18 protein-coding genes are annotated in these 24970 nt (G+C 72.0%); 14 read left to right on the forward strand and 4 right to left on the reverse strand.

The window, feature by feature from the left end; genetic code table 11:
- Positions 1 to 286: 286 nt before the first annotated feature.
- Positions 287 to 985 (forward strand): LuxR C-terminal-related transcriptional regulator, encoded by a 699-nt coding sequence (locus ACFU95_RS46130; protein ID WP_383842208.1) that lies wholly within the window; start codon positions 287 to 289, stop codon positions 983 to 985.
- Between the two features lie 257 nt (positions 986 to 1242).
- The gene (locus ACFU95_RS46135) at positions 1243 to 2256 is read left to right on the forward strand and encodes a hypothetical protein (protein ID WP_383842211.1); all 1014 of its coding nucleotides are present in this window, start codon (positions 1243 to 1245) and stop codon (positions 2254 to 2256) included.
- A gap of 30 nt (positions 2257 to 2286) precedes the next feature.
- On the opposite strand, the gene ACFU95_RS46140 is transcribed toward ACFU95_RS46135, so the two are convergent.
- Positions 2287 to 3297 (reverse strand): LysR substrate-binding domain-containing protein, encoded by a 1011-nt coding sequence (locus ACFU95_RS46140; protein WP_383842214.1) that lies wholly within the window; start codon positions 3295 to 3297, stop codon positions 2287 to 2289.
- Between the two features lie 158 nt (positions 3298 to 3455).
- On the opposite strand from ACFU95_RS46140, the gene ACFU95_RS46145 reads away from it, so the two are divergent.
- Positions 3456 to 4601 carry a diaminopropionate ammonia-lyase gene (locus tag ACFU95_RS46145; RefSeq protein ID WP_383842217.1) on the forward strand — a complete coding sequence of 382 codons (1146 nt, stop codon included), beginning with the start codon at positions 3456 to 3458 and terminating at the stop codon, positions 4599 to 4601.
- Positions 4595 to 5266 carry a LysE family translocator gene (locus ACFU95_RS46150; protein ID WP_383842220.1) on the forward strand — a complete coding sequence of 224 codons (672 nt, stop codon included), beginning with the start codon at positions 4595 to 4597 and terminating at the stop codon, positions 5264 to 5266. The genes ACFU95_RS46145 and ACFU95_RS46150 overlap by 7 nt, the downstream gene beginning before the upstream one ends.
- 608 nt (positions 5267 to 5874) lie before the next feature.
- On the opposite strand, the gene ACFU95_RS46155 is transcribed toward ACFU95_RS46150, so the two are convergent.
- Positions 5875 to 8346 carry a SpoIIE family protein phosphatase gene (locus tag ACFU95_RS46155; protein WP_383842223.1) on the reverse strand — a complete coding sequence of 824 codons (2472 nt, stop codon included), beginning with the start codon at positions 8344 to 8346 and terminating at the stop codon, positions 5875 to 5877.
- 178 nt (positions 8347 to 8524) lie between these two features.
- On the opposite strand from ACFU95_RS46155, the gene ACFU95_RS46160 reads away from it, so the two are divergent.
- From ACFU95_RS46160 to ACFU95_RS46170, 3 genes are all read left to right on the forward strand, one after another.
- Positions 8525 to 10591, forward strand: coding sequence for a SpoIIE family protein phosphatase (locus ACFU95_RS46160; RefSeq protein WP_383842226.1), 2067 nt, complete (start codon positions 8525 to 8527; stop codon positions 10589 to 10591).
- 117 nt (positions 10592 to 10708) lie between these two features.
- Positions 10709 to 11488, forward strand: coding sequence for an IclR family transcriptional regulator (locus tag ACFU95_RS46165; protein ID WP_383842229.1), 780 nt, complete (start codon positions 10709 to 10711; stop codon positions 11486 to 11488).
- Positions 11489 to 11594: 106 nt separating this feature from the next.
- Positions 11595 to 12731, forward strand: a complete 1137-nt coding sequence (locus tag ACFU95_RS46170) for a PP2C family protein-serine/threonine phosphatase (RefSeq protein ID WP_383842232.1) — start codon at positions 11595 to 11597, stop codon at positions 12729 to 12731.
- Here ACFU95_RS46170 and ACFU95_RS46175 read toward each other — a convergent pair.
- Positions 12723 to 13655 carry a LysR family transcriptional regulator gene (locus ACFU95_RS46175; protein ID WP_383842235.1) on the reverse strand — a complete coding sequence of 311 codons (933 nt, stop codon included), beginning with the start codon at positions 13653 to 13655 and terminating at the stop codon, positions 12723 to 12725. The two genes, ACFU95_RS46170 and ACFU95_RS46175, sit on opposite strands and share 9 nt — an antisense overlap.
- 125 nt (positions 13656 to 13780) lie before the next feature.
- Between ACFU95_RS46175 and ACFU95_RS46180 the strand changes: the two genes are divergently transcribed.
- From ACFU95_RS46180 to ACFU95_RS46210, 7 genes are all read left to right on the forward strand, one after another.
- Positions 13781 to 15181: a M20 family metallopeptidase gene (locus ACFU95_RS46180; protein ID WP_383842238.1), complete on the forward strand. Its 1401-nt coding sequence runs from the start codon at positions 13781 to 13783 to the stop codon at positions 15179 to 15181.
- 60 nt (positions 15182 to 15241) lie between these two features.
- Positions 15242 to 17944, forward strand: a complete 2703-nt coding sequence (locus ACFU95_RS46185; RefSeq protein ID WP_383842241.1) for a SpoIIE family protein phosphatase — start codon at positions 15242 to 15244, stop codon at positions 17942 to 17944.
- Between the two features lie 193 nt (positions 17945 to 18137).
- Positions 18138 to 19637 (forward strand): family 43 glycosylhydrolase, encoded by a 1500-nt coding sequence (locus ACFU95_RS46190; RefSeq protein ID WP_383842273.1) that lies wholly within the window; start codon positions 18138 to 18140, stop codon positions 19635 to 19637.
- A gap of 56 nt (positions 19638 to 19693) precedes the next feature.
- Entirely contained in the window at positions 19694 to 21115 is a 1422-nt protein-coding gene (locus tag ACFU95_RS46195; protein ID WP_383842276.1) for a family 43 glycosylhydrolase, read from the forward strand.
- A 76-nt stretch (positions 21116 to 21191) separates the two neighbouring features.
- Positions 21192 to 21977 (forward strand): polysaccharide deacetylase family protein, encoded by a 786-nt coding sequence (locus ACFU95_RS46200; protein WP_383842244.1) that lies wholly within the window; start codon positions 21192 to 21194, stop codon positions 21975 to 21977.
- Between the two features lie 30 nt (positions 21978 to 22007).
- Complete coding sequence (locus ACFU95_RS46205; RefSeq protein WP_383842247.1) at positions 22008 to 22448, forward strand: SRPBCC family protein; 441 nt, start codon at positions 22008 to 22010, stop codon at positions 22446 to 22448.
- A gap of 70 nt (positions 22449 to 22518) precedes the next feature.
- Positions 22519 to 23790 (forward strand): lanthionine synthetase LanC family protein, encoded by a 1272-nt coding sequence (locus ACFU95_RS46210; protein WP_383842250.1) that lies wholly within the window; start codon positions 22519 to 22521, stop codon positions 23788 to 23790.
- A 6-nt stretch (positions 23791 to 23796) separates the two neighbouring features.
- Here the strand turns inward: ACFU95_RS46210 and ACFU95_RS46215 are convergent, their stop codons facing one another.
- Entirely contained in the window at positions 23797 to 24948 is a 1152-nt protein-coding gene (locus ACFU95_RS46215; RefSeq protein ID WP_383842253.1) for an XdhC family protein, read from the reverse strand.
- Between the last annotated feature and the right edge of the window lie 22 nt (positions 24949 to 24970).

Raw genomic sequence — 24970 nt, forward strand, 5'->3', positions numbered from 1 at the left:
GTCCTGGTCGCCATCGCCCGGGGCTGGACGACTCGGCGACCACCGAGCGGTTCGTCCTCACCGAGTCCATCGGTGCGGAAGCCCCCCGGAGGGGCCCTGGCCAGGAGCGGGGCGCGCGACCGCTCCCAGGTCGTGACCATGGCGGACGACGCCGGGCGGGTCAGGGCGAGGTCCTGGCCCGTTTGCCTACCTCGGCTTTACAAGAGCTACGGTAACTTCGTGAACGAAACCGTTTCGTTCCGCTCGACAGACGGCCGCCCGGACCTCCGTCAGAGAGAAGTCAGCCATGGTCTCCGTACTCGTGGTCAACGACCAGTCACTCCAGCGCCTCGCCCTGCGCATGCTCCTGGACCCCGAGCCCGATCTGAGCGTGGTCGGGGAAGCGGCGAGCGGGGCCGAGGCGGTTCGGATGAGCGCAGCACTTCGTCCCGACGTCGTCCTGATGGGCAGTCACCCTTCCGAGGTGGTCGACATCGCCACCGTCCGGCGCCTCGCGCACCCGCACCGCGGACCCCGGCTTCTCCAACCGGCGGACGCGACCCCGCACACACCCCGCGTCCTGGTACTCACCCCGGCCGGCCACGAGGGACACGCCTACGCCGCCCTGCACGCCGGCGCGGACGGATTCCTGCTCGAAGACGCCGCCCCCGACGAACTCGCCTCGACCGTCCGTGTCGTCGCCGCCGGAGACGCCGTCATCACCCCGGACCTGACCCGCGCGCTCATCGACGCCGTCCGCCGACAGCACACCAGTCGCCTCCTCTCCCGTACGTCCGACCTCGACGCCCTCACCGAGCGGGAGCGCGACGTCCTCACCGCGGTCGCCTCCGGCTGGTCCAACGCCGAGATCGCCGAGCGGCTGTCCATCGCGCCGACCACCGTCAAGACGCACGTCAGCAACATCCTCGGCAAGATCGGCGCCCGCGCCCGGGTCCAGGCGGTGACCTTCGCGTACGAGTCGGGGCTCGTGCGGCCCGCGGCCTGACGCGGGGTGCGGGGACCGGGGGCTCCGCCCGTCGCCCCAGCTCCGCCTCACCCCCGCTCGGGCCAACTGGCCTCCTGCGCTACACCATCCGGTGGCTTATGTCCGCCGCAGCGTTATTCATATCAGCCGATTTCCTATTCATTTCACTGTCCGGCTCTTGGTGCTGACCCCCCGTCACGAGGCCCTGAACCAAGTCGAGGAGAGTGGAAACAATGACGACATCGCCTAGATGGCGATCAGTTCTGGCGCCAGCCGCCATGGCTGCCGCGCTCGCCGCAGCCGCCCTGGCGAGCACGGGCACCGCCCATGCCCAGGACGACACCCCACACCCGCCGTACCCGGCCAAGCCCGCCCATCCGGCGCACGGGGCCAAGCCGGCGTATCCGGCCCACCCGGTCAAGCCCGAGCACCCGGTCCACCCGGTCAAGCCCGAGTACCCCGTCAAGCCCGTCAAGCCCGAATACCCGGTCAAGCCTGTCAGGCCTGACTACCCCGTAAAGCCTGAGCACCCGGTCAAGCCGGTCAAGCCCGCCTACCCGGAGAAGCCGGCGTACCCCGTCAAGCCGGTCAAGCCCGAGTATCCGACGAAACCCGTCAAGCCGGCGTATCCGGAGAAGCCTGCCTACCCCGTCAAGCCCGTCAAGCCCGAATACCCCACGAAGCCGGTCAAGCCTGCGTACCCGGAGAAGCCCGCCTACCCGGTCAAGCCCGTCAAGCCTGCGTACCCGGAGAAGCCTGCCTACCCCGTCAAGCCGGTCAAGCCCGCGTACCCGGAGAAGCCCGCCTACCCGGTCAAGCCCGTCAAGCCCGCATACCCGGAGAAGCCGGCGTATCCCGTCAAGCCGGTTAAGCCTGCGTACCCGGAGAAGCCTGCCTACCCGGTCAAGCCCGCGTATCCGGAGAAGCCCGCCTACCCCGTCAAACCGGTCAAGCCCGCGTACCCGGAGAAGCCCGCCTACCCCGTCAAGCCCGTCAAGCCCGCATACCCGGAGAAGCCCGCCTACCCGGTCAAGCCCGTCAAGCCCGCATACCCCGAAAAGCCGGCCCACCCGGTCAAGCCCGTCCACCCGGTCAAGCCCGCCTACCCGGACAAGCCCGTCCACCCCGTCAAGCCGATGTACCCCGAAAAGCCCGTCCACCCCGTCAAGCCCGCCTACCCGGACAAGCCCGTCCACCCCGTCAAGCCGGCGTACCCCGATAAGCCGGACCACCCCAAGCACCCGAGCAAGCCCAAGCACTCGTCCCACGAGAAGGGGCAGCACGGGTGGTGACGACGGCGAGCTGGGGCTGATCCCAGCCCGTTAGGGGATGTCGTACGTCGATGAAGGCCGGGCCCGGACATCCGGGCCCGGCACACGGTCGTCCGGGGCGAGCGCGACCAAGGGATCCAGGGACGCCACGGCCTGGTGGAGCGTGATCGCTCGGCGGAGTGCGTCCCGGCACGCCAGGACGGCGGGGTGTCGGTCGCGGCCACTGCGTACGACGGTGAAGACGCGGCGGGCGCGCCGACCGCGAGGGAGTTGTCGCAGGGGGACGGACGGGGGGCGTCCGTTCCAGACGAGGTCGGGGAGGAACGCCGCGGCGTGGCTCTGCTCGACGAGGCGGAGGTGGAGCAGCAGATCCGTGGTCTCGAACCGTACGTCGGGTTCGAAGCCGGCGTCGCGGCACAGGGTCATGGCCCAGTGCCGGGCGGCCGTGCCCTCGGGTTCCATCACCCAGGGGTGGCCCGCCAGCGAGCGCAGAGCCGCCATCGGGCCGTCCGCGTCGGGAGGGGTGGCGCGTTCCGGCAGTGCCAGGTGCAGGGGGTCGTCGAGGAGGTCTTCCTGTTCGAGTCCGGCGGGCCGTGGGTTGGGGTTGCCGGGGTACTCCTCGGCGAGAACCAGGTCGAAGTCCCGGGCTTGCAGGGCGGGCAGGGCCGCCTCCGGTTCCAGCTGTGTGACGTGGACGCGCAGATGCGGATGCCGGTCGCGCAACAGGCCGAGTGCCGTCGGCACCAGGGCCAGGGCCGCGGTCTGGAACGACGCGATACGCAATGTGCCGGTCAGATCGGCCAGGGACGCGGCGATGTCCGCCTCCGCCCGCTCCAGGCGTTCCAGAACGGCCTCGGTATGGGCGACGAGGATCTCCGCCTGCTCGGTCAGTCGCACCCGCCGCCCTACCGGTTCGAGCAGCCGGACCCCGACCTCGGCTTCGAGCTGGGAGAGCTGCTGGGAGACGGACGACGGGGCGTAGGACAACGCGGCGGCGACGGCCGCGAGCGTGCCGCGGTGCTTGAGTTCACGCAGCAGGCGCAGCCGGTGAAGGTCGAACATCGACGGACCGCTCCCCTCACCCGCGTCGGACGGTGACCGACAGCCGCCGGGCTACCCGATCAGTCGGCTGCCGGCCCGCGAATCATCAGGTATTCCGATGACTATAGTTCGAAAACATTCGCTGGACCGATCGCAGAGGGTCGTCGGACCCTGATCATGTGTCCGACAACCACTCCTCCCCGCGTCCCGTGCGTCCTCTGCCCTGCGTCGTGCGTCCCGCCGCCCGTACCTGGCGGTGCGAACCCGCACCCGCCGACGTACGGGACTTTCACACCGCGCTGCCCGGCCACTCACCCACCCCGCTGACCGAACTGCCTTCACTGGCAGAGGAGTTGGGGATCGGGCGAGCCTTCGTCAAGGACGAGTCGTGCCGTCTGGGGTTGCCCGCGTTCAAGGCGCTCGGGGCATCCTGGGCCGTCCACCGTGCCCTTGCCGAACGGGCGGGGATCGACGAAGGGCCGGACGCCGACCCGGTCACCTTGGTGACCGCCACCGACGGCAACCACGGGCGGGCGGTGGCCCGCATGGCTCGTCTGCTCGGGCAGCGCGCCCATGTCTTCGTCCCGCAGGGCGTGCATCCGCAGGCCGTGGCGGCCATCGCCGCCGAACGGGCCGAGGTCACCGAGGTCCCGGGGGCGTACGACGAAGCCGTGCGCCAGGCGGCTCGGGCGGCTGCGGCACCGGACGCCCTTCTGATCCAGGACACCGGGTGGCCGGGGTACGAGCGGATCCCGGGGTGGATCGTCGAGGGGTACTCCACGCTCTGCGCCGAGATCGACGAGCAACTGGCGGCCGCCGGGGTCGTCGAGGGGCCGGGCCTCGTCGCCGTACCGGTCGGCGTGGGGTCCCTGGCCCAGGCCGTCGTCACCCACTACCGCAGCCGCCCGTCGGGTCGGGCGCCGGCGCTGCTGTCGGTGGAGCCGGAGGCCGCGGCCTGCGTCCTCGAAAGCCTCACCCTGGGCAGGCTCGTCAGTGTCCCCACCGCCGACACCATCATGGCCGGGCTGAACTGCGGCACCCCGTCATCCGTCGCCTGGCCCCACCTGCACGGCGGGCTGGACGCGGCGGTCGCCGTCGCCGACGCCGACAGCGCCCGCGCGGCCGCTCACCTCGCCGCCCTCGGCGTCTCCTCGGGCCCCTGCGGGGCCGCGGCGCTCGCCGGTTCGCGTGCGATGCTGACCGGCGCGGGCGCCGCGGAACGCCGTACGGCGTTGGGGGTCGAGGCGACGTCGGTCGTCGTGCTGTTGAGCACCGAGGGCACGGCCGCCAACCCGGCCGCCGACCTGCGGTCCCCCACATGCTGACCCACCTCGCCGCCGCCCTCGGTGTCCTCGGCCTGTTGACCGTCATGCCGGGGCCGGACATGGCGGTGGTGACCCGCCGTGCCCTCATGGCCGGGCCGGGGGACGCGCTGCGGACCGTGGGCGGGATCGCGTCCGGGCTGCTGGTCTGGGGCGCGTTGACCGCGGCCGGACTCGCGGCCGTACTGGCCGCCTCGCCCATGGTCTATCCGGCCGTCAAGCTCCTGGGCGCCGGCTATCTGGTGTTCCTGGGGGCACAGGCGCTGTGGCAGAACCGCCATGCCCCGCCGACGGCCGCCGACACGAACGCCTCCCCAGCCCAAGCTCAAGCCCCGGCCCCGGCCCCGGCCCCCGAACCTGGTCGGCCCGCCGTAGGCAGCCCCTGGCGGACCGGTCTGATCAGCAACGTCCTCAATCCGAAGATCGCCGTCTGCTACACCGGACTGCTTCCCACCCTGGCCCCGCCCCACCTGTCCACCGGCTGGGCCATGACGCTCCTCGTCCTCCTGCACACCGCCCTCACCCTCGTCTGGCTGGGCGGTTACGTGCTGCTCCTGTCCAGGGCCGGCCCTGTTCTCCGGAAACCAGGGGTCCACCGCGCGCTCGGACGGACCACAGGCGTCGCACTCGTCGGCTTCGGCCTCGCGGTCGTGGCCACCTCGCAGTGAGCTAGTCCGGTACGCCGGGAGCGGCCCCTCCCACGGTGTGGATGAGCCGGATACGGCACGCCGCGTCCGGACCAGTCCCTGCCGTGCGGCCACCGGCAGCCTGCCGTGCGCCTCCCTCGGCTCCCGTGACAGGCATGCCCGCTCCCCCGCCCCGTCCCCTGGAGTGGCCCGGAATCGCCATGCCCGGGCCCGGCCCGTGTTGCGCGTGACCCTGCGACGGCGGGCAGCCGCCTGCCCGTCCTGGGCACCGTGCTGATCGCCCCGGTGTCGCCGAAGACACAGCACCACATCGCCTCGACGCCGGGGGCCGAGGTGCTCGTCGCGCCGGCGCTGACCGTTCTGGCGCTGTCGCCAGCGCTGCTGTCCCCGTTCGCCGGAGCGATCGTGGACCGGCTGGGCCGCGAGCGGCTGCCGACCAGACCAACCGTCCGGGGTGCCGGCGGTGGAGCCCGTACCGCGGGCACACCGGCCGGGCGGCTGCGCGCGGGCGGGGCGGGTGGTATCCCCCGTTCTTCACGCCGGCGGCGGTCGGCGTGCGCCAGAGCTCCGGGGCGGCCGAGCACTGACCTGCCGGAACGCGCTCGGCACACGCCGGAGGAGCCGGGGCTTCACGGTGTTTCCTGTTCGGCCCAGATGATCTTGCCGACGGCCGTGTGGCGGGCGCCCCAGCGGTGGGCGAGCTGGGCCACCAGGAACAGGCCGCGGCCGCCCTCGTCCATGCTGCGGGCGTGGCGCAGTCGGGGGGCGGTGCTGCTGGCGTCGGCGACCTCGCAGGTCAGGCGGGAGTCGCGGATCAGGCGCAGGCGGATGGGGGGTTCGGCGTAGCGGATCGCGTTGGTGACCAGCTCGCTCACGATCAGCTCGGTCGTCATGGCGAGTTCGCCGAAGCCCCAGGACGCCACTTGGCGGGTCGCCCGGGCCCGGAGGTCGGCGACGGCGGCCGGGTCCACGGGCACCTCCCACGAGACGACGTCCTCGGCCCCCAGGGCGTGGGTGCGCGCCAGGAGGAGGGCGATGTCGTCGGGCTGCGGCGCGGGCACGAGCTGCCGTACCGCGGACGAGCACAGCAGGTCGAGGTCGAGGTCACGCCTGGACAGCAGGTCGCCGAGCAGGGTCATGCCCTGCTCCATGTCGTGGTCGGCCGCCCCGACGAGACCGTCGGTGTAGAGACCGAAAAGGCTGTTCTCGGCCAGCTCGATCTCGGAGGCCTCGAACCCCATCCCGCCCAGTCCGAGCGGCGGCCCGGCGGGGGGTTCGGGGAAGGAGACCCGCCCGTCGGGCGCGACGACGACCGGGGGCGGGTGGCCGGCCCGGGCCATCGTGCAGCGCCTGGTGATGGGGTCGTAGACGGCGTAGAGGCAGGTCGCCCCCAGGAATCCGGTCGTACCCTGGCGGGCCGCCTCGGTCGGCTCCTCGCCCGTCTGCTCCGCGCTGAGCCGCAGCACCAGGTCGTCGAGGTGGGCCAGCAGTTCGTCGGGCGGCATCTCCATGTCGGCGAGGGTCTGTACGGCGGTGCGCAGCCGGCCCATGGTCGCCGCCGCGGTGATGCCGTGGCCGACGACGTCACCGACCACCAGGCCCACCCGGGCCCCGGACAGCGGGATCACGTCGAACCAGTCGCCGCCGACGCCGCCGGTCGGGTCCGCGGGGAGGTAGGAGGAGGCCACCTCCAGTGCCGTACCGCCGGTGAGGGCCTGGGGCAGCAGGCTGCGCTGAAGGGTGACCGCCGCCGTGTGTTCCCGGGTGTAGCGGCGGGCGTTGTCGACACACAGCGCCGCTCGGGCCACCAGCTCCTGGGCGACCAGGACGTCGTCGGGCTGGAACGAGACGGGGTTGAGCGACCGGATGAACGTGGTCAGGCCCAGGACGGTGTTCCGGGCCCGCATCGGCGCCGAGATCAGGGAGTGCAGTCCGAACTCGCGCATGCTCGCCGCCCGCGCGGGCTGTTCGGTGGCCCACAGCTCGTCGGACGGGTCGAGGACCGGGATGAGGATCGGCCCGCCGTCGATGAGGAGATGCGAACCGTGCGGCGGAGGGACGAAGTCCACCCGCTCCCCGACCCGCGCCACCGCCTCCGGGCAGCCCTCGCGCACCGAACTCATCCCGGCCCTGTGCATCACCGGCTTGGCGGGTGCCGGGCCCGCGTCGGTCAGCCACGCCCCGTGTCCCTCGTTGCTGAGCACCGGCTCCAGCAGGTCCACGACGACGAAGTCCGCGAAGCGGGGGACGGCGAAGTCGGCGAGCTCCTGCGCCGTCCACAGCACGTCCAGCGTCGTCCCGATACGCGTGCCGGCCTCGCTGACCATCGACAACAGCTGGCGGGCGGTCCACCGCTCGGTGACGTCCAGGACCATGTAGCAGACCCCGGTGATCGAGTTGTCGGGGTCGACGAGGGGGAAGAACGACGTGGAGTAGGCGTGCCGGCGGTGCGGGTCGGCCCAGCTCCATCCCTCGTACTCGTAGTCGGTGACCGGGAGGCCGGTCTCCATGACCTTGCGCATCAGGCCCTCGATGGTTTCCGCCTGGAGCCCGGGCAGCAGTTCGCTGAGCCGACGGCCGATGCGCTGCTCTCGGGGGACGCCGCCGAAGCGTTCCAGGGTGTCGTTGAGCCAGACGTATCGCAGCTGGGTGTCCATCACGGCCATGCCGACCGGTGAACGGGTCAGAAAGCTGTCGAGCACGGACTGGCCCACCGCCCACTGCAGGCGCCGTTCCCGTGCCGAGATCAGGAAGCACTCGTCCGTGCCGATGCGGAAGGACGCGGAGACCCGCAGGTCGACGTCGATCGGGTGGCCGTCACGGTGCCGTACGGGAATCAGTCCGCTCCATCCCATGCCGGCCCGGCAGCGCTCGGCGACACCGGCCACCCGGACCGGATCACCGGGCATCGCCAGCAGGTCCGCCGCGGAGGTTCCGACGGTCTCCGCCGCCGGACGGCCGAGGAGTTCCTCCGCGGCCCGCGTCCAGCCGAGGACGACACCGCGTGCGGACACCACCGCCGCCGCGTCGGTGGACGCGTCGAAGAGCGCGCTCGGTCCGGTGGACGTGGGCGCCTCCGGTCGTTCTCGCTCAGCATCCATGGGTCCTCACGCAGCGTCCATGGGTCCCGTCCTCCACACGACCATGTTCCTGCTTGTGCGCCCGATGCGCACGGGCCGAAGGCCGCCGGTCCCGTCCGTCACCGTCACTGGGCAAGCCGGTGCGGGCGGAGGGAGCATGGAGGTGCCGGTTCTGCCGGCCGGTGGAGGAGGAGCCGGGATGACAGCTGGATCCTTCGGGTCCGACGCGGGCGGGTACGACCCGCAGCCGCCCCGCCCGACCGGCCTGCTCGATGTGCTGAGCGTGGCGGCGGTGGTCGTCGACGCCGGCGGGCGTGTGGTGTTCTGGACCCCGCAGGCCGAGGAGCTCTTCGGCTACACCGCCGAGGAGGCGCTCGGCACGCACGCGGCGCGGCTGTTCATCAGCCCCGGCCAGCTGCCGTCCGTGGTGCAGCTGTTCACGGAGGTGCTGGAGACCGGCCGGAGCTGGGCCGGCACCTTCCCCGTGCGGCACAAGGACGGCAGCACCCGGCTGACGGAGTTCCGCAACATGCGGCTGCTGGACGATCTCGGTGACGTCTACGCCCTGGGCATCGCGGCCGACCACACCCTGCTCCAGCGCGTCGAGACCGATCTGGCGCTGTGCGAGCGGCTGATCAACCAGTCCCCGATCGGCTTCGCCCTGCTCGACCCGGAGCTGCGGTATCTGCTGGTCAACCCGGCGCTGGAGCGGATCGACGCCACCCCGGCCGAGGACCATGTCGGACGCCGGCTGCGGGAGACCCTGCCGCTGCCCGACATCGACACCATCGAGTCCGCCCTGCGCCAGGTGCTCACCACCGGCACCCCGCTGCTCGACCAGTACCACGTGGGCCGCCCGCCGGCCGACCCCGACAACGAGCACGCCTGGTCGCTGTCGTTCTACCGGCTGGAGGATCCCGGCGGGCGGGTCCTGGGCGCGGCCATCTCGTTCGTCGACGTCACCGAACGGCACCGCGCGTCCGCCGAGGCCGACCGGGCCCGGCGGCGCCTGGCCCTGATCGCGGACGCCTCCACCCGGGTCGGCACCACGCTGGAGGTGGAGCGGACCGCCCACGAACTGGCGGAGGTCGCCACGCCCGAGCTGGCCGACGTGGTCGCCGTGGACGTCCTGGACTCCGCGCTGGCCTGCCGCCGTATGCGCAAACCGGACAACGGTCCGGAGCTGTTCCGGGCCCTCGCCCTCAAGGCGGCCTACCCGAGTGTGGCCCTGCGCGCCGCCGACCCGCCGGGTGACCTCGCCGCGTACGACGGCGACCGGCTGGTCACCCTGTGCGTCCACACGGCGCGGCCGGTGCTGGTGCGCCATGTCGGCGAGGGGGATCTGCCGCGCATCGCGCGGGACGACAAGGCCACCTCGCTGCTGGCGCGTGCGGGCGTCCACTCCTATCTCGCGGTGCCGTTGATCGCGCACGGCGAGGTGCTCGGCGCCCTCGACCTGAAGCGGACCCGCAATCCGGTGCCGTTCGACGACGACGACGTCGTCCTGGCCAGTGAGCTGGCCAGCCGGGCGGCCGTGGCCATCGACAACGCCCGCTGGTTCCAGAGCGTGCGCAACACCGCGCTCACCCTCCAGCGCAGCCTGCTGCCCGACCACCCGCCGCACCACACCGGTCTGGAACTCGCCTCCCGCTACCAGCCCGCCCAGGCCACCAGCGAGGTCGGCGGCGACTGGTACGACGTCATCCCGCTGGACGACGACGAGACCGCCCTGGTCGTCGGCGACGTCATGGGCAACGGCATCGACGCCGCCGCCACGATGGGCCGGCTGCGCACCGCGACCTGCGCCTACGCCGACCTCAACCTCGACCCCGGCACCGTGCTCCAGCACCTGGACAAGATCACCTGCGATCTGGAGCACTACATCGTCACCTGCCTGTACGCGGTGTACGACCCGCGCACCCAGCGGTGCCACATCGCCAATGCCGGACACATGCCGCCCGCCCTGGCCCGCCCCGGCCGCCCGCCGGAACTGCTGGACCTGCCCGCCGGTGCCCCGCTCGGTGTCGGGGGCATCCCCTTCCGGACCACGACCGTCGACCTCGGGCCCGGCGATCTGCTGGTCCTCTACACCGACGGCCTCGTCGAGACCCGGCACCACTCGATCGACGACCGCCTGGACGTTCTCCTGGGCTTCCTGGACGAGCCCCGCAGACCGCTGGAGGAGACCTGTGACCTCCTCCTTTACGGCCTGCGCCATCCCGACGACCACGACGACGTCGCGCTTCTCGTCGCACGGGTGCGGTAGGTGCAAGTCCGCGGTGTCACCGGTGCCGTCGCTGACGCCGTCCCTCATGCCGAGCCGTCGCGTCCCGCCGGGCGAGCCCGCCTTGCCCGCTCGGCGCGCCCGGCGCACCCTGTTCCTATGGGTGCTGAGAACGGCCCTACGCTCATCGGGTCCGTCCAGCGCGCGTTCCGTCTGCTGGAGGCGATGAGCGCGCACCAGAACGGTGCGCCGGCCAAGCAACTGGCGCGTGAGACGGGCCTGCCCCTGGCCACGACGTACCACCTGCTGCGGACGCTGGTCCACGACGGATACGTGCGCAAGCTCGACGACGGCGGGTTCATCCTGGGCGACCGCCTGGAGACGCTGCACACGTCGGGACAGGCGCAGTCGCTGCTCAGCCGGATCCGCCCCACGCTCGCCGCGCTGCGGGACGAGTTGTCGTCCGCCGCCTACCTCACCTTCTACGAGGAGGGGGAGATCCGGGTCGCGGAGATCGTCGACGGCCCGCGCGCGCCCCGGGTCGACCTGTGGGTGGGGTTCGAGGACGCCGGGCACGCCACGGCGCTGGGCAAGTCCGTCCTGCGCGAGCTGGACGAGGAGTCACGCATGGACTACCTGTCGCGACACTCGCTGCCCGACCTCACCCCCAGGACGATCACCGACCGTCCGGAGCTGATCCGGCGGCTCGACTCCTCGCCCCTGGCCCCTGCGGTCACGGACATGGAGGAGTACGCCCTCGGCACGGTCTGTGTGGCGGTGCCCGTCTACAGCGGCAGCACACTCGGCTCGCTCGGCGTCTCGCTGCGGGCCGACCGGCGGTCCCGGATCGAGGAGACGCGCGCCCGCCTGGAAGAGGTCAGGGCGCGCCTGCTCCCGACCGCGAGCCGCGTGACCAGGGGGCTGTCGCTCACTATCTGAAATCCGTGTCCTTGTCGTGTCCGGGGCCGAGCCGGTTTTCTTATATAAATCGGACATTTTCCCGGGCGTATGCCCCCCGCTCACAGGTGAGGACAGCCGACAAGACATGAGCCAGGTCCTGTACCACGGTCGTGATCACTGGCCGAGGCGACTGGTCGCCACGATGCCCGTACTGCCCATCCTCATCGTCGCCGCCATCGTGCTCGTCGATCTCATCTGTGGGTCGGGAATGACCTGGCTGCCGCTGCTCGCCGTGGGTCCCGCGCTCGCCGCGACCACCAACGGGCCGCGCGGCGTCCTGTGGGTCGGCCTGCTCGCCGCCGTCCTGGGCGCGATCCTCGGCGTCCGCGACAACGCCGGGGACCGGGAGCTGGCGGTCGTACTGGCCGCCCTGCTGGCCGTCACCCTGGCCGGGAGCCTGGCCAGCGCGTTGCGGGGGCGGCGCGAGCGGGTGCTCGCCGCGGTCCGTTCCGTCGCCGAGGCCGCCCAGCACGCGCTGCTCCAGCCGGTACCGGCGACGGTGGGGCCGTTCCAGGTGGCCGTCCGCTACAGCGCCGCCGCGGCGGAGGCCCGGATCGGCGGCGACCTCTACGCGCTCGTGTCCACGCCCTACGGGGTCCGGCTGATCGTCGGCGATGTGCGGGGCAAGGGGCTGCCCGCGGTGGGGACCGCGGCTCTGGTGCTGGGTGTCTTCCGTGAGGCCGCCTACGACGAACCCGACCTCCTGGCCGTCGTCGCCCGGATCGAGCGGAGCCTGGCGCGCAACCTGGGCAGCGACGACTTCGTGACCGCCGTGGTCGCCGGGTATCCCCGGGAAGGGCAGCTGGAGGTCGTCAACTGCGGGCACGCGCCGCCGCTGCTGGTGCGCGACTCCGTCGTCGTACCGGTCGAACCGGACCGCCCGGCACCGCCCCTCGGTCTGCGCACCCTCTCGGGCGAGACTCCCGCGCTGCAGGTGCTGCCCTTCTCCGACGGGGACCAGTTGCTGCTCTACACCGACGGCGTCACCGAGGCCCGCGACCACGCCCGTGAGTTCTATCCGCTCGCCGACGGGCTGGCACGGCACACGTGCGACGAGCCGGTGCGCACCGTCAGCGCGCTCCACGACGAACTGCTGTCCCACGTGGGCGGCCGACTGCACGACGACGCGGCACTCCTGCTGCTCCGGATACCCCACACAACCGCGACAACCGCCCCCCGGACGACCTCCGACACCGACCGCGTCGAGTCGTGCTCACCGTAGGCGCGACGACCGCCCCGACCGGAGCGTCGCCACGAGTGACTCCGTGAAGCGGGTGGCCGCCCAGGGGAGGCGTCGTCCCGCGGCGGTCTGTACCTGGGCCTCGCGCTGCCGGAAGACCGGGTGGTCGACGCGTATGTGCGTGACGCCCTCGGCTGCGGGGTCCGGGAGCTGGTCGTCCGGATCTCCGACCAGGTGCCCGACCAGGGCGAGACCGCCTCCGGCGCGTACGAACTCGTACTGCGGGGCGAGCGCGTCGCAGACCAGCGCGGGGTGGACGGTGAGTCCTTCCAACTGCACGCCGATGTCGAAGAGCTCGCGTTGGCTGGTGCCCGGTGAGGCCAGCGCCAGCGGGTGGGCGCAGAGTTCCGCGAGGCCGACCCGGTCACGGGTGGCCAGCTCGTGGCCGAGCGGGACCACGGCGGACACCGGCACCACGACGGCGCACTCCACGCGGACGTCGTGCTGCGGGCCCATCGCGTAGGTGACGGCCACGTCGGCGATCCCCTCGACCACCCGACGCGTCGCCTCCTGGCGGGGGACGACGTCGAGGCGGAACGACACCTCGGGGTGCTCGCGCCGGAAGGCGGCGATCGCGCGGGGCACCAGACGGTGCGCGAACCCCTCCGCGCAGGCGACGGCGACACCGCGCTCCTCGGCGCCCTGCCCCGCCCTCAGCTCGTCGACCAGCGTGACCGACTCGGCCTCGGTCCGGCGGGCGTGGGCCAGCAGCCGTGCCCCGGCGTCGGTCAGGGTCATGCCGCGCGGCCGGCGGTCGAACAGCGCCACCCCGAGCCCCGACTCCAGCTTGGCGACCTGCCGGCTGACCGCCGACGGGGCGACACCCAGCACCCGGGCGGCCTCGGTCACCGATCCGGCGCGGGCGACCTCCAGGAAGTACGCGAGGTTCACCGGCAGCAGCTGCATCGTCTCTCCAGCTTGAGATCGCGTTGCCGAAAAGGGAACGTGGCCCGTCACAAACGGCAATGGTCGCACGCCGGGATCCGGCCTACGCTGCTGAGGCGAAGCCGTCATCCCTGGAAGGCCGGTCCGTGGTTCCCGAGCAACTGATCCGAAAAGCCGAGGAGTTCGTCGACTCGGGCGGCTTCTTCGCCGAGCTCGCCTCGATGGTCGCGTACGCGACGGAGAGTGCCCGCCCGGAGGGACGCGTTGCCCTGGACGCATATCTGGAGGAGGTGCTCGCGCCCGCGCTGACGGGGCTCGGCTGCCGGGTCACCCGGTACGAGAGCGCGGGTTCCACAGGTGGTCCCTTCCTGCTGGGCACCCGGATCGAGTCACCGGAACTGCCGACCGTGCTGTGCTACGGCCACGCCGATGTCGTGGAGGGCCAGGCGGGCCGGTGGAGCGCGGGGCGTGATCCCTGGACGCTCACCGCGGAGGGAGAGCGCTGGTACGGGCGCGGCGCCGCCGACAACAAGGGGCAGCACCTGGTCGATCTCGCGGCGCTGCGGCTGCTGCTGGCCGAGCAGGGCGCGCTGGGCTTCAACCTGAAGTTCCTCTTCGAGTCGGGCGAGGAGATCGGCTCGCCCGGCCTCGCCGGGTTCGCGGCCGCGCACCGCGCGGAGCTGCGGGCCGACGTCCTGGTGGCCTCGGACGGGCCCCGTCTGGACGCGGAGACGCCGACGCTGTTCCTCGGGGCGCGCGGCGGCGTCCAGCTCCTCCTCGACGCCGATCTGCGCCCGGACTCGTACCACTCCGGCAACTGGGGCGGCGTCCTGCGCAACCCCGCCACCACGCTCGCCGGTGCGATCGCCACCCTGGTCGACGGTCACGGCCGGATCCGCGTGCCGGCGTTGCTGCCGCCCGCCGTCCCGGACGCCGTCCGCGAGGCGCTCACCGGCGTCGGCGTCGCGGGCAGCCCCGGGGACCCGGCGCCGGACGAGGGCTGGGGCGAGCCCGGCCTGTCCGCCGCCGAGCGGCTCTACGCCTGGAACACCCTGGAAGTCCTCAGCCTGGGCGCGGGCGATGTCGACCACCCCGTCAACGCCATCCCGGGGCGGGCGCGTGCGGTGCTACAGCTGCGGTACGTCGTCGGCACGGAGGTCGGCAGGGCCGCGGAGGCGGTCGCCGAGCACCTCTCCGAGCACGGGTACCCGATGGTCGACGTCCGCCTGCTGGGCAGCTTCGCCGCGAGCCGTACGCCCCTCGACGACCCTTGGGCCCGCTGGGCCCGTACGACGCTGGAGCGGGTCGCGGGGCGGCCGGTCGCCGTGCTGCCCAACATCGGCGGCTCGCTGCCCAACGCGGTCTTCACGGACATACTCGGCCTGCCCACCCTGTGGCTGCCGCACTCCTACCCCGGCTGCCTCCAGCACGCGCCCGACGAACACCTCCTCGCGTCGATCGCCCGCGAGGGCCTCGTCCTGGCGACCGGCTTCTTCCACGCGCTGGGCCGCCCGCCGGCCGACCACCCGCTGCCGCCCCGGGCCTGAGGCCACCCCTCCCCGGACAACAGCCGTGCCCGGCCCGCCGAACGGTGTTAGAAATGAGGCATGGCCGCAGTCCCCGGCCGCCTGCGGTCGCTGGTGAGCGCGCGTACCGTCGCCCGGCAGGTCTTCGTGCTGCAGGCGGCGATCGTCGTGCTTCTCGTCGTCGCCGCTGTGGTGGCCCTGGTGCTCCAGGTGCGCACCGACACCGAGCGGGAGGCCCGCAACCGGTCCCTCGCCGTGGCCGAGTCCTTCGCGAACGCCCCCGGCGTCGTGGACGCCCTCGCGCAGTCCGACCCGACCGTGCTGCTCCAGCCTCGTGCCGAGGCGGCGCGCGAGGCGACCGACGTGGACTTCATCGTCGTGATGAGCACCGACGGGATCCGCTACACGCACCCCAACCCCGACCGGATCGGCCAGCACTTCGTCGGCACCATCGCCCCGGCCGCGGCCGGCGGGATCGTGCGCGAGACGTACACCGGGACGCTGGGGCCGTCCGTGCGGGCCGTCGTCCCCGTGAAGGACGGCGACGGCCGGGTCCTGGGCCTGGTGGCCGCCGGCGTGACGCTGGCCAGCGTCGGCGGGCTCGTCGACGACCAGCTGCCGATGCTGCTCGGTTCGGCGGCGGCGGCGCTCGCCCTCGCCACCGGCGGGACCGCGCTGGTCAGCCGGCGGCTGCTGCGCCAGACACATGGGCTCGGGCCCTCCGAGATGACCCGGATGTACGAACACCACGACGCCGTCCTGCACGCCGTACGGGAGGGCGTGCTGATCCTGGACGGCCAGGGGCGGCTGGCGCTGGCGAACGACGAGGCGCGTCGGCTGCTCGGGCTGGCCGCGGACGCGGAGGGGCGGCCCTGTCTCGCCCTGGGCATCGGCAGCGACCTCGCCGGGCTGTTCGCCTCCGGGCGGGACGCCACCGACGAGGTGCACCTGGCGCAGGGCCGCCTGCTGGCCGTGAGCCAGCGGTCGACCGACCGGGACGGCGGGCCGCCCGGCAGTGTGGCGACGCTGCGGGACACCACCGAGCTGCGGACCATGTCGGGCAGGGCGGACGTGGCGCAGGAGCGGCTGAAGCTGCTGTACGACGCGGGGCTGGAGATCGGCACCACCCTCGATGTCACCCGCACCTCGCAGGAGCTGGCCGACTTCGCGGTGCCGCGGTTCGCCGACTTCGTCTCCGTCGATCTGGCGGATCCGGTGCTGCGCGGCGAGGAGCCGAAGGAGGGCCGCACGGACATGCGCCGGGTCGCCTTCCGGGGCGTACGGGAGGGCAGTCCGCTCTATCCGATCGGCGAGCTGATCCACTTCGCCCCGGCCACGCCGCAGGCCTTCGGCTTCGGCACGGGCAAGTCGGTGCTGGAGGCGGACATGCCCGCCTTCTCGGGCTGGCAGGACCAGGACCCGGAGAACGCCCGCAGGATCGTGGGGTTCGGCATCCACGCGATGCTCACCGTTCCGCTGCGCGCTCGTGGCGTGATCATGGGCATGGCCACGTTCTGGCGGGCCGAACGGCCCGAGCCGTTCGAGCAGGAGGACATCTCCCTCGCGGAGGAGCTGGTCGCGCGGGCCGCCGTCAGCATCGACAACGCCCGCCGCTACACCCGCGAGCACACCCTGTCGGTCACGCTCCAGCGCAGCCTGCTGCCCCGGGCCCTGCCCGAGCAGAGCGGCCTGGACGTCGCCTACCGCTATCTGCCCGCACAGGCGGCGCAGGGCGGGGTCGGCGGGGACTGGTTCGACGTCATCCCGCTGCCGGGCGCGCGGGTGGCGCTGGTCGTGGGGGACGTCGTAGGACACGGACTGCACGCGGCGGCGACGATGGGGCGGCTGCGTACGGCGGTGCACAACTTCTCCACCCTGGACCTCCCGCCCGACGAACTCCTCGGCCATCTGGACGAGCTGGTGGCCCGCATCGACCAGGACGAGGGCGACGCCGACGGCGAGTCCGCGCCGGTCACCGGGGCCACCTGCCTCTACGCGGTGTACGACCCGTCCTCCGGGCTGTGCACCCTCGCCCGCGCCGGCCACCTCGAACCGGCCGTGGTCCACCCCGACGGCGAGGTCGAGTTCCCCTCCGTCACCGGCGGACCGCCGCTGGGCCTGGGCGGCAGCCTGCCGTTCGAGGCGACCGAGCTGCGGCTGTCCGAGGGCAGCGGGCTGGTCCTGTACACGGACGGGCTGGTCGAGGACCAGGGGCGGGACATCGACGAGGGGCTGGAACTGCTGCGCGGGGCGCTGGCCGCCGCGCCCCCGACGCACGGCCGGACGCCGGAGGAGACGTGCAAGGCGGTCCTGGAGGCCATGCTGCCGGAGCGGCCGCGCGACGACGTCGCCCTCGTCGTCGCCCGGACCTGGATGCTGGCCGCCGACCGCGCGGCGACCTGGGACTTCCCGGACGACCCGGCCGCCGTGGCCCGGGTCCGCGCCGCCGCCGCCCGGACGCTGGACGCCTGGGGGCTGGAGGAGGAGGCGTTCACGACCGAGCTGATCCTCAGCGAGCTGGTCACCAACGCGCTGCGCCACGCCACCGGCCCCATCCGGGTCCGCCTCATCCGCGACCGCGCCCTGATCTGTGAGGTCTCCGACGGCAGCAGTACCGCCCCGCACCTGCGCAGCGCGGCCACGACGGACGAGGGCGGCCGGGGCCTGTTCCTGGTGTCCCAGTTCGCCGAGCGCTGGGGCACGCGGTACACGACGACCGGCAAGGTGATCTGGACGGAACAGCCGCTGGCGCAGGACGCGGCGACGGGGCCGGGCGAGCTGTGACAGCGGTCGCGTCGACGCGGCCCTCGAAGACCTCGCCTGCTTCGGATTCTGTGGGTTCGTGAATCCCGTGTGACGAAACCGTTGACGGGAACATGGCCCACTTTTATCTTTCTGATCCACATCACGATCGGAATCACGAACTCCGTTCGAAATCACGGACACTTACGGACAGGGACGGTCTCGTATGCCCCGGATGTCTTACATGCTCCCCAGGAAGCGCCGCAGATCACTGATCCTCTGTGTGCTCGCCGCGCTCCTGGCTCTGGTGGCGACCACCCAGCCGGCGTCCGCGGCGGACGGCCGTCCGTACACGAACCCGCTGAAGTCGTTCAAGGGCGCCGACCCCTGGCTCCAGTACCACGACGGCAACTACTACCTGATCACCACGACGTTCACCGGCATCCTCGGCATCCGCAAGTCGCCGACCCTCGCGGGCCTCGCCACCGCGCCCAACGTGCAGGTGTATTCGGACACCACGTCGACGCGCAACACCAACATCTGGGCGCCGGAGATGCACCTCTTCAACGGCCACTGGTACGTGTACTACTCGGCCGGCCAGGCGGGCGTCGCCTGCTGCGACTCCCAGCGCACGCATGTACTGGAGAGCGCCGGCACGGATCCGATGGGGCCGTACACCTACAAGGGTTCGCTCACCGGCTCCAATCTCACGCCGGGCGGCTGGCTGATCGACGCGAGTGTGCTGCAGGCGAACAACAAGCTGTACCTGGTGGGCAGCGGGTTCATCAACGGCAGCACGCAGAGCCTGGTCATCGCGCCGCTGAGCAACCCGTACACCCTGGCCGGCAACACCTTCACCGTCATCTCCAGTCCGACCCTGGCCTGGGAGCGCTCCGGCAACCCGGTCAATGAAGGCCCCGAGCCGCTCTACCACAACGGCCGCACCTTCCTGACGTACTCCGCGAGCTCCTGCCAGACCGCCGACTACAAACTCGGCCAGCTGGAGCTGACCGGCTCCGACCCGCTCAACCCGGCGTCCTGGACGAAGAAGCAGACCCCGGTCTTCCAGCGCAGTGACGCCAACAGCGTCTACGGCCCCGGCCACAACGGCTTCTTCACCTCGCCCGACGGCACCGAGAACTGGATCGTCTACCACGCCAACTCCGCGTCGAACGGCGGCTGCGGCAACGGGCGGACCACCCGCGCCCAGAAGTTCACCTGGAACGCCGACGGCACCCCGGACTTCGGCACGCCCGTCGCCCTCGGCGCCACGCTCCCCGGCCCGTCCGGCGAGACGGCCGCGACGCCGACCTCGTACACCCTCGTCAACCGCAACAGCGGCAAGTGCCTCGACGTGAACGGCGGGAACACCGCCGACGGCACCAACATCTTCCAGTGGAGCTGCACCGGCGGCGCCAACCAGAAGTGGAAGGTCGAGGACCTCGGGGACGACACCAACCGGCTGGTCAACGTCGCCACCGGCAAGGTGATGGACACCGCCGAGTGCTCCGCCAGCGACGGCGCCGACATCCGGCAGTGGTCCTGGCTCAACAACAAGTGCCAGCGCTACCGGCTCGTCTTCACCGCGGGCGGCGACCACGTGCGGATCGTCAACGAGTCCACCGGCAAGGTCGCCGACGTGGCCGACTGCTCGACCGCGAACGGCGCCGACGTACGGCAGTGGACGTGGCTGAACAACAACTGCCAGCAGTGGAAGCTCGTCCCCACCACCTGATCACTCCCCCTCTGATCCGGAGAACCCCCTTGAGACGCATAGCCGTACGGCTGCTCATGGCCGTCCTCGTCGCCCTGGCTGCCTGCCTCGCCGGGCCCGCCCCCGCCGCCCAGGCCGCCGTCCCGGCCTCCCCCGCCGTGACCTACACCAACCCGATCGCGGAGAAGCGGGCCGACCCGCACATCTTCAAACACACCGACGGCTTCTACTACTTCACCGCGACCGTCCCCGAGTACGACCGCATCGTGCTGCGCCGGGCGACGACCATCCAGGGCCTGTCGACGGCCCAGGAGGTCACCATCTGGACCAAGCACGCCAGCGGTGTGATGGGCGCGCACATCTGGGCGCCGGAGATCCACTTCATCGACGGCAAGTGGTACGTCTACTTCGCCGCCGGCGCCACCAACGACGTGTGGGCGATCCGGATGTACGTCCTCGAAGGCACCGGCGCCAACCCGCTGACCGCGACCTGGGCGGAGAAGGGGCAGATCAAGACCCAGTGGGAGAGCTTCTCCCTGGACGCCACCACCTTCGTGGTGAACGGCGTGCGCTACCTGTCCTGGGCCCAGCGCGACCCGTCCGTGAACAACAACACGGACATCTACCTGGCGAAGATGGCCAACCCCTGGACCATCACCGGCACTCCGGTGATGCTGTCGCGGCCCACCTACTCCTGGGAGACCGTCGGCTACAAGGTCAACGAGGGGCCGGCGGTGATCCAGCACGGCGGCAAGGTGTTCATGTCGTACTCCGCCAGCGCCACCGACAGCAACTACTGCCTGGGCCTGCTGTCCGCCTCCGCGAGCGCCGACCTGCTCAACACGGCGAACTGGACGAAGAGTCCGACGCCGGTGTTCACCAGCAACGCCTCGACCGGCCAGTACGGTCCGGGCCACAACTCCTTCACCGTCTCCGAGGACGGCAAGTCCGACATCCTCGTCTACCACGACCGCAGCTACAAGGACATCAGCGGCGACCCGCTCAACGACCCCAACCGCCGTACCCGCGTCCAGAAGCTGTACTGGAAGGCCGACGGCACCCCCGACTTCGGCATCCCGGTCGCCGACGGCGTCACGCCGCAGCGCTTCTCGTCGTACAACTTCGCGGACCGCTTCATCCGGCACTGGGAGTACCGCGCCCGCATCGAGGCAGGCGTCTCCCCGCTCGCGGACTCGCAGTTCCGCGTGGTCACCGGTCTGACCGGCAGCGGCACGGTCTCCCTGGAGTCGGCCAACTTCCCGGGCTACTACCTGCGGCACAAGAACTTCGAGGTGTGGCTGGAGAAGAACGACGGCACCGCGCAGTTCGCGGCCGACGCCAGCTTCTACAAGCGGGCCGGGCTGGCCGACTCGGCGGGGCTCTCGTACGAGTCGTACAACTTCGCCGGGCGCTACATCCGGCACTACGACTACCTGCTTCAGGTGCAGACGCCGAGCACGGCGACGGACCGGGGGGACGCCACGTTCTACGCCCAGTGAGCAGGTAAAACCCCAGCTCAACAACTATAAATACCGCGTATAAATGCCGTGTATACTCGCCATGTATAGTCGCGGCATGCCTTCTCTGACCAAGAAGATGAAAAGAACGGGGGCCGGGTTGCGTGCCGTCGCCGTCTCGGCGGCGGCCGCTTCCCTGCTGGGGGCGCTCACGGGGTGCGTACGCCTCGACACCACCACACCCAGCGCCGCCCGCGCCGACTCCTCGGCCACCACCCAGGCCCGCTTCGGCACCGTCGACTGCCGCCAGGCCAAGTGCATCGCGCTGACCTTCGACGCCGGACCGAGCGAGCACTCGGCACGACTGCTCGACATCCTGAAGGAGAGACAGGTCCCGGCGACCTTCTTCCTCATGGGCAAGGGACACATCGACAAGTACCCGGACCTGGTGAAGCGGATGGCCGACGAGGGCCACGAGGTCGCCAACCACACCTGGAACCACGACCGGCTCACCGAGCTGGAGCCCGAGGAGATACGCGAGGAACTGGAGCGCCCCAACAAGGAGATAGAGCGCCTCATCGGGCAGCGCCCGACACTGATGCGGCCGCCTCAGGGCCGCACTAACGACACGGTGCACGAGATCTGCCGCGAGCTGGGGATGGCGGAGGTCCTGTGGAGCGTGACCGCCAAGGACTACCTGACCAAGGACCCCGCCCTCATCCACCGGCGCGTCCTCGCACAGGCGGACCGGGACGGGATCATCCTGCTGCACGACCTCTACGACGGGACCGTGCCCGCGGTGCCCGGGATCATCGACGCGCTGAAGAAGCGCGGATTCGTGTTCGTGACGGTGCCTCAACTGCTGGCGCCGGGGCGGGCCGAGGCGGGGAAGGTGTACCGCTAGGGCACGGCCCTGGTTCCCTAAGATCGCCTCGTGGTCAACTTCCTGCTCGAACGCACGGTTCCACTCCCCCTCGACGAGGCATGGCGCCGCCTGACGGAGTGGCCGCGCCATGCCCGGGCCGTCCCCCTGACCCGTATCAGGGTCACGCCCGCCGAACCGACCCACGAGGGCACACTCGTCGTCGCCCGCTCCGGAATCGGCCCCCTCTCCTTCGCCGACCCGATGGAGGTGACGGTGTGGCAGCCTCCCGGGGACGACTCGCCGGGCCTGTGCAGGCTGGAGAAGCGGGGCCGGGCGATCACGGGGTGGGCCGAGATCGAGGTACGGCCCGGGCCGGGCGGGCGTACGCGGGTGGTGTGGCGGGAGGAGCTGGCGGTGCGGTTCGTGCCGGGGGGCCTGGACGGAGTTGTCGAGCGTGTGGCGCGGTTTGTGTTCGGGCGGGCTGTGAACCGGTTGCTTCGGAGCGTGTGACGTCGGGCGGCCGGGGCGCGGGGCGGCCGGATCAAGCCCGTCCCGGAAGGACCGTGCCAGAGTGGGCCACATGACGGAAACCGAGCCAACCGGCATGGCAGTGGACGAAGTTGAGGAACTGGCGGCGGACGGACTGCGGTGGCTGCTGTCCGTCGCGCGGGAAGCCGGGGACGGCGGCGGCATCGGCTGGCCCGTCAGGCCCTCCGCCGACGAGCTCGAACCCATGCTCTACAACGGCACGGCCGGAGTCGTCCCGGTCCTCCTGGAAGCCTGGCGGCACTTCGGCGACGACTCCTACGCGGACACCGCCCTGCGCGCCGCCCGCGGACTGGCGGAGTCCGTCGAGAGCGTGGCGGACGACTCGCTCTACTTCGGCCGCACCGGAATGGCCCTGGTGCTGCGTGCCGTCCACGACGAACTGGGCGACACCGCGGCCGGCGCAGCCGCGGACCGGGCCCTGGAACTGGTGCGCTCACGCTTCGACGGGACGCGCTGGGGCGACCTGTTCGAACTGATGGGCGGCAACGCGGGCATCGGCCTCGGGGCGCTGCTGGCCGGGGCGCGGGAGCTGGCCGTCCAGGCGGTGGAGCCCTACGCCCGCACGGCCGAGCCGACTCCTGCCGGGGTCCGGTGGCCGTACCGGGCCGACACCTCCCCGAGCATGCACCACATGTCGCACGGCACGCTGGGCATCGCGTACGGACTGGCCGCGGTCGGCCACGCGACCGGCCGCGAGGACCTGGTCGAGCTCGCGCTGGCCGGTGTCGCCGACGTCGTGTCCCGTGCCGAGGACGGGCCGGACGGCTTCCTCGTCGCCCACTCCGACCCGCACCACGGCTCCGAGCTGACCGCACGCCACAACTACGGCTGGTGCCACGGCCCGACCGGCGACGCCCAGGTCTTCCGGCTGCTGAGGGACCTGTCCGGCGACCCCACCCCCTGGCCGGCCCTCGCCGACCGCTGCTGGCACACCGTCCGGCACTGCGGCCTGCCGCGCCGGCTGCGCCCCGGCTTCTGGGACAACAACGGGCGCTGCTGCGGCACCGCGGGCGTCCTGGCGCTGGCCTGCGACCGCATCGCCGAGCAGGGCGACTCCCCCGGGTTCGCCCAGGTCCTCGTCGCCGACATCGCCGCCCACGCCACCCGCGACGCCGAGGGCGCCCGCTGGTCGAACGTCGAGCACCGGGCCGACCCGAGCGATCTCGAACCGGAGGCCGGGTGGGCGATGGGCAACGCGGGCATCGTGCGGGAACTGCTGCGCTTCGTACGGGTCGTACGGGGAGGCGAGCCGGACTACGCGTTCACCTGGCCCGACCAGCCGGCGGTGCGGCGCCGTCGCTAGGCCGCGTCACGCCACCGACCCGATCCGCCCCACCGCCGACGACGACGCGTCGTGGTGAATGGGGGTGTGCGCGCCGGTGAGGGAGACCCCGCTGCCGCCCCGCCGGTTGGCGACGATCTCCGAGGCGATCGACAGGGCGGTCTCCTCCGGCGTACGGGCGCCGAGGTCCAGCCCGATGGGGGACCTGAGCCGCGCCAGCTCCAGCTCGCTCACCCCGACCTCCCGGAGCCGCTCGTTGCGGTCCAGGTGGGTGCGGCGCGAGCCCATCGCGCCGACGTACGCGACCGGCAGGCGCAGCGCGAGCCGGAGCAGGGGCACGTCGAACTTGGCGTCGTGGGTGAGGACGCACAGGACGGTCCTGGCGTCCACCTCGGTGCGCTCCAGATACGTGTGCGGCCACTCGACGACGATCTCGTCGGCCTCCGGGAAGCGGGCCTTCGTCGCGAAGACCGGGCGGGCGTCGCACACGGTCACGCGGTAGTTCAGGAACTTGCCGATGCGCACCAGCGCCGACGCGAAGTCGATGGCGCCGAAGACGATCATCCGGGGCGCCGGCACCGAGGACTCGACCAGCACCGTGAGCGGGGCACCGCAGCACGAGCCCTGCTCACCGATCTCCAGGGTGCCGGTACGTCCCGCGTCGAGGAACGCCGCCGCCTGAGCCACGACCGTGCGGTCCAGTTCGGGGTGGGCGCCGAAGCCACCCTCACAGGACGCGTCGGGGCGGACCAGCAGGGCGCGGCCCCTCAGCTCGTCCGGGCCCGACACGATCCGTGCGACGGCCGCCGCCTCCCCGCTCGCGGCCGCCCGCAGCGCGGCCGCGAGAACCGGGCGGTACGGGTCGGCGGCCCGTACCGGCGTGACGAGGATGTCGATGACGCCCCCGCAGGTCAGGCCGACCGCGAAGGCGTCCTCGTCGCTGTAGCCGAAGCGTTCCAGGACCGTCTCGCCGTCCTGCAGCGCCTGTTGGCACAGCTCGTACACCGCGCCCTCCACACAGCCGCCGGAGACCGAGCCGATGGCCGTGCCGTCGGCGTCCACCGCGAGCGCGGCACCGGGTTGCCGGGGTGCGCTGCCGCCGACCGCCACCACGGTGGCCACGGCGAAGTCGCGTCCCTGCTCGACCCACCGGTGCAGCTCTTCGGCGATGTCCAGCATCTGTCGGTCTCCTTAACAGCGG

The sequence above is a fragment of the Streptomyces sp. NPDC057623 genome, assembly GCF_042800355.1.
Taxonomy (GTDB): domain Bacteria; phylum Actinomycetota; class Actinomycetes; order Streptomycetales; family Streptomycetaceae; genus Streptomyces.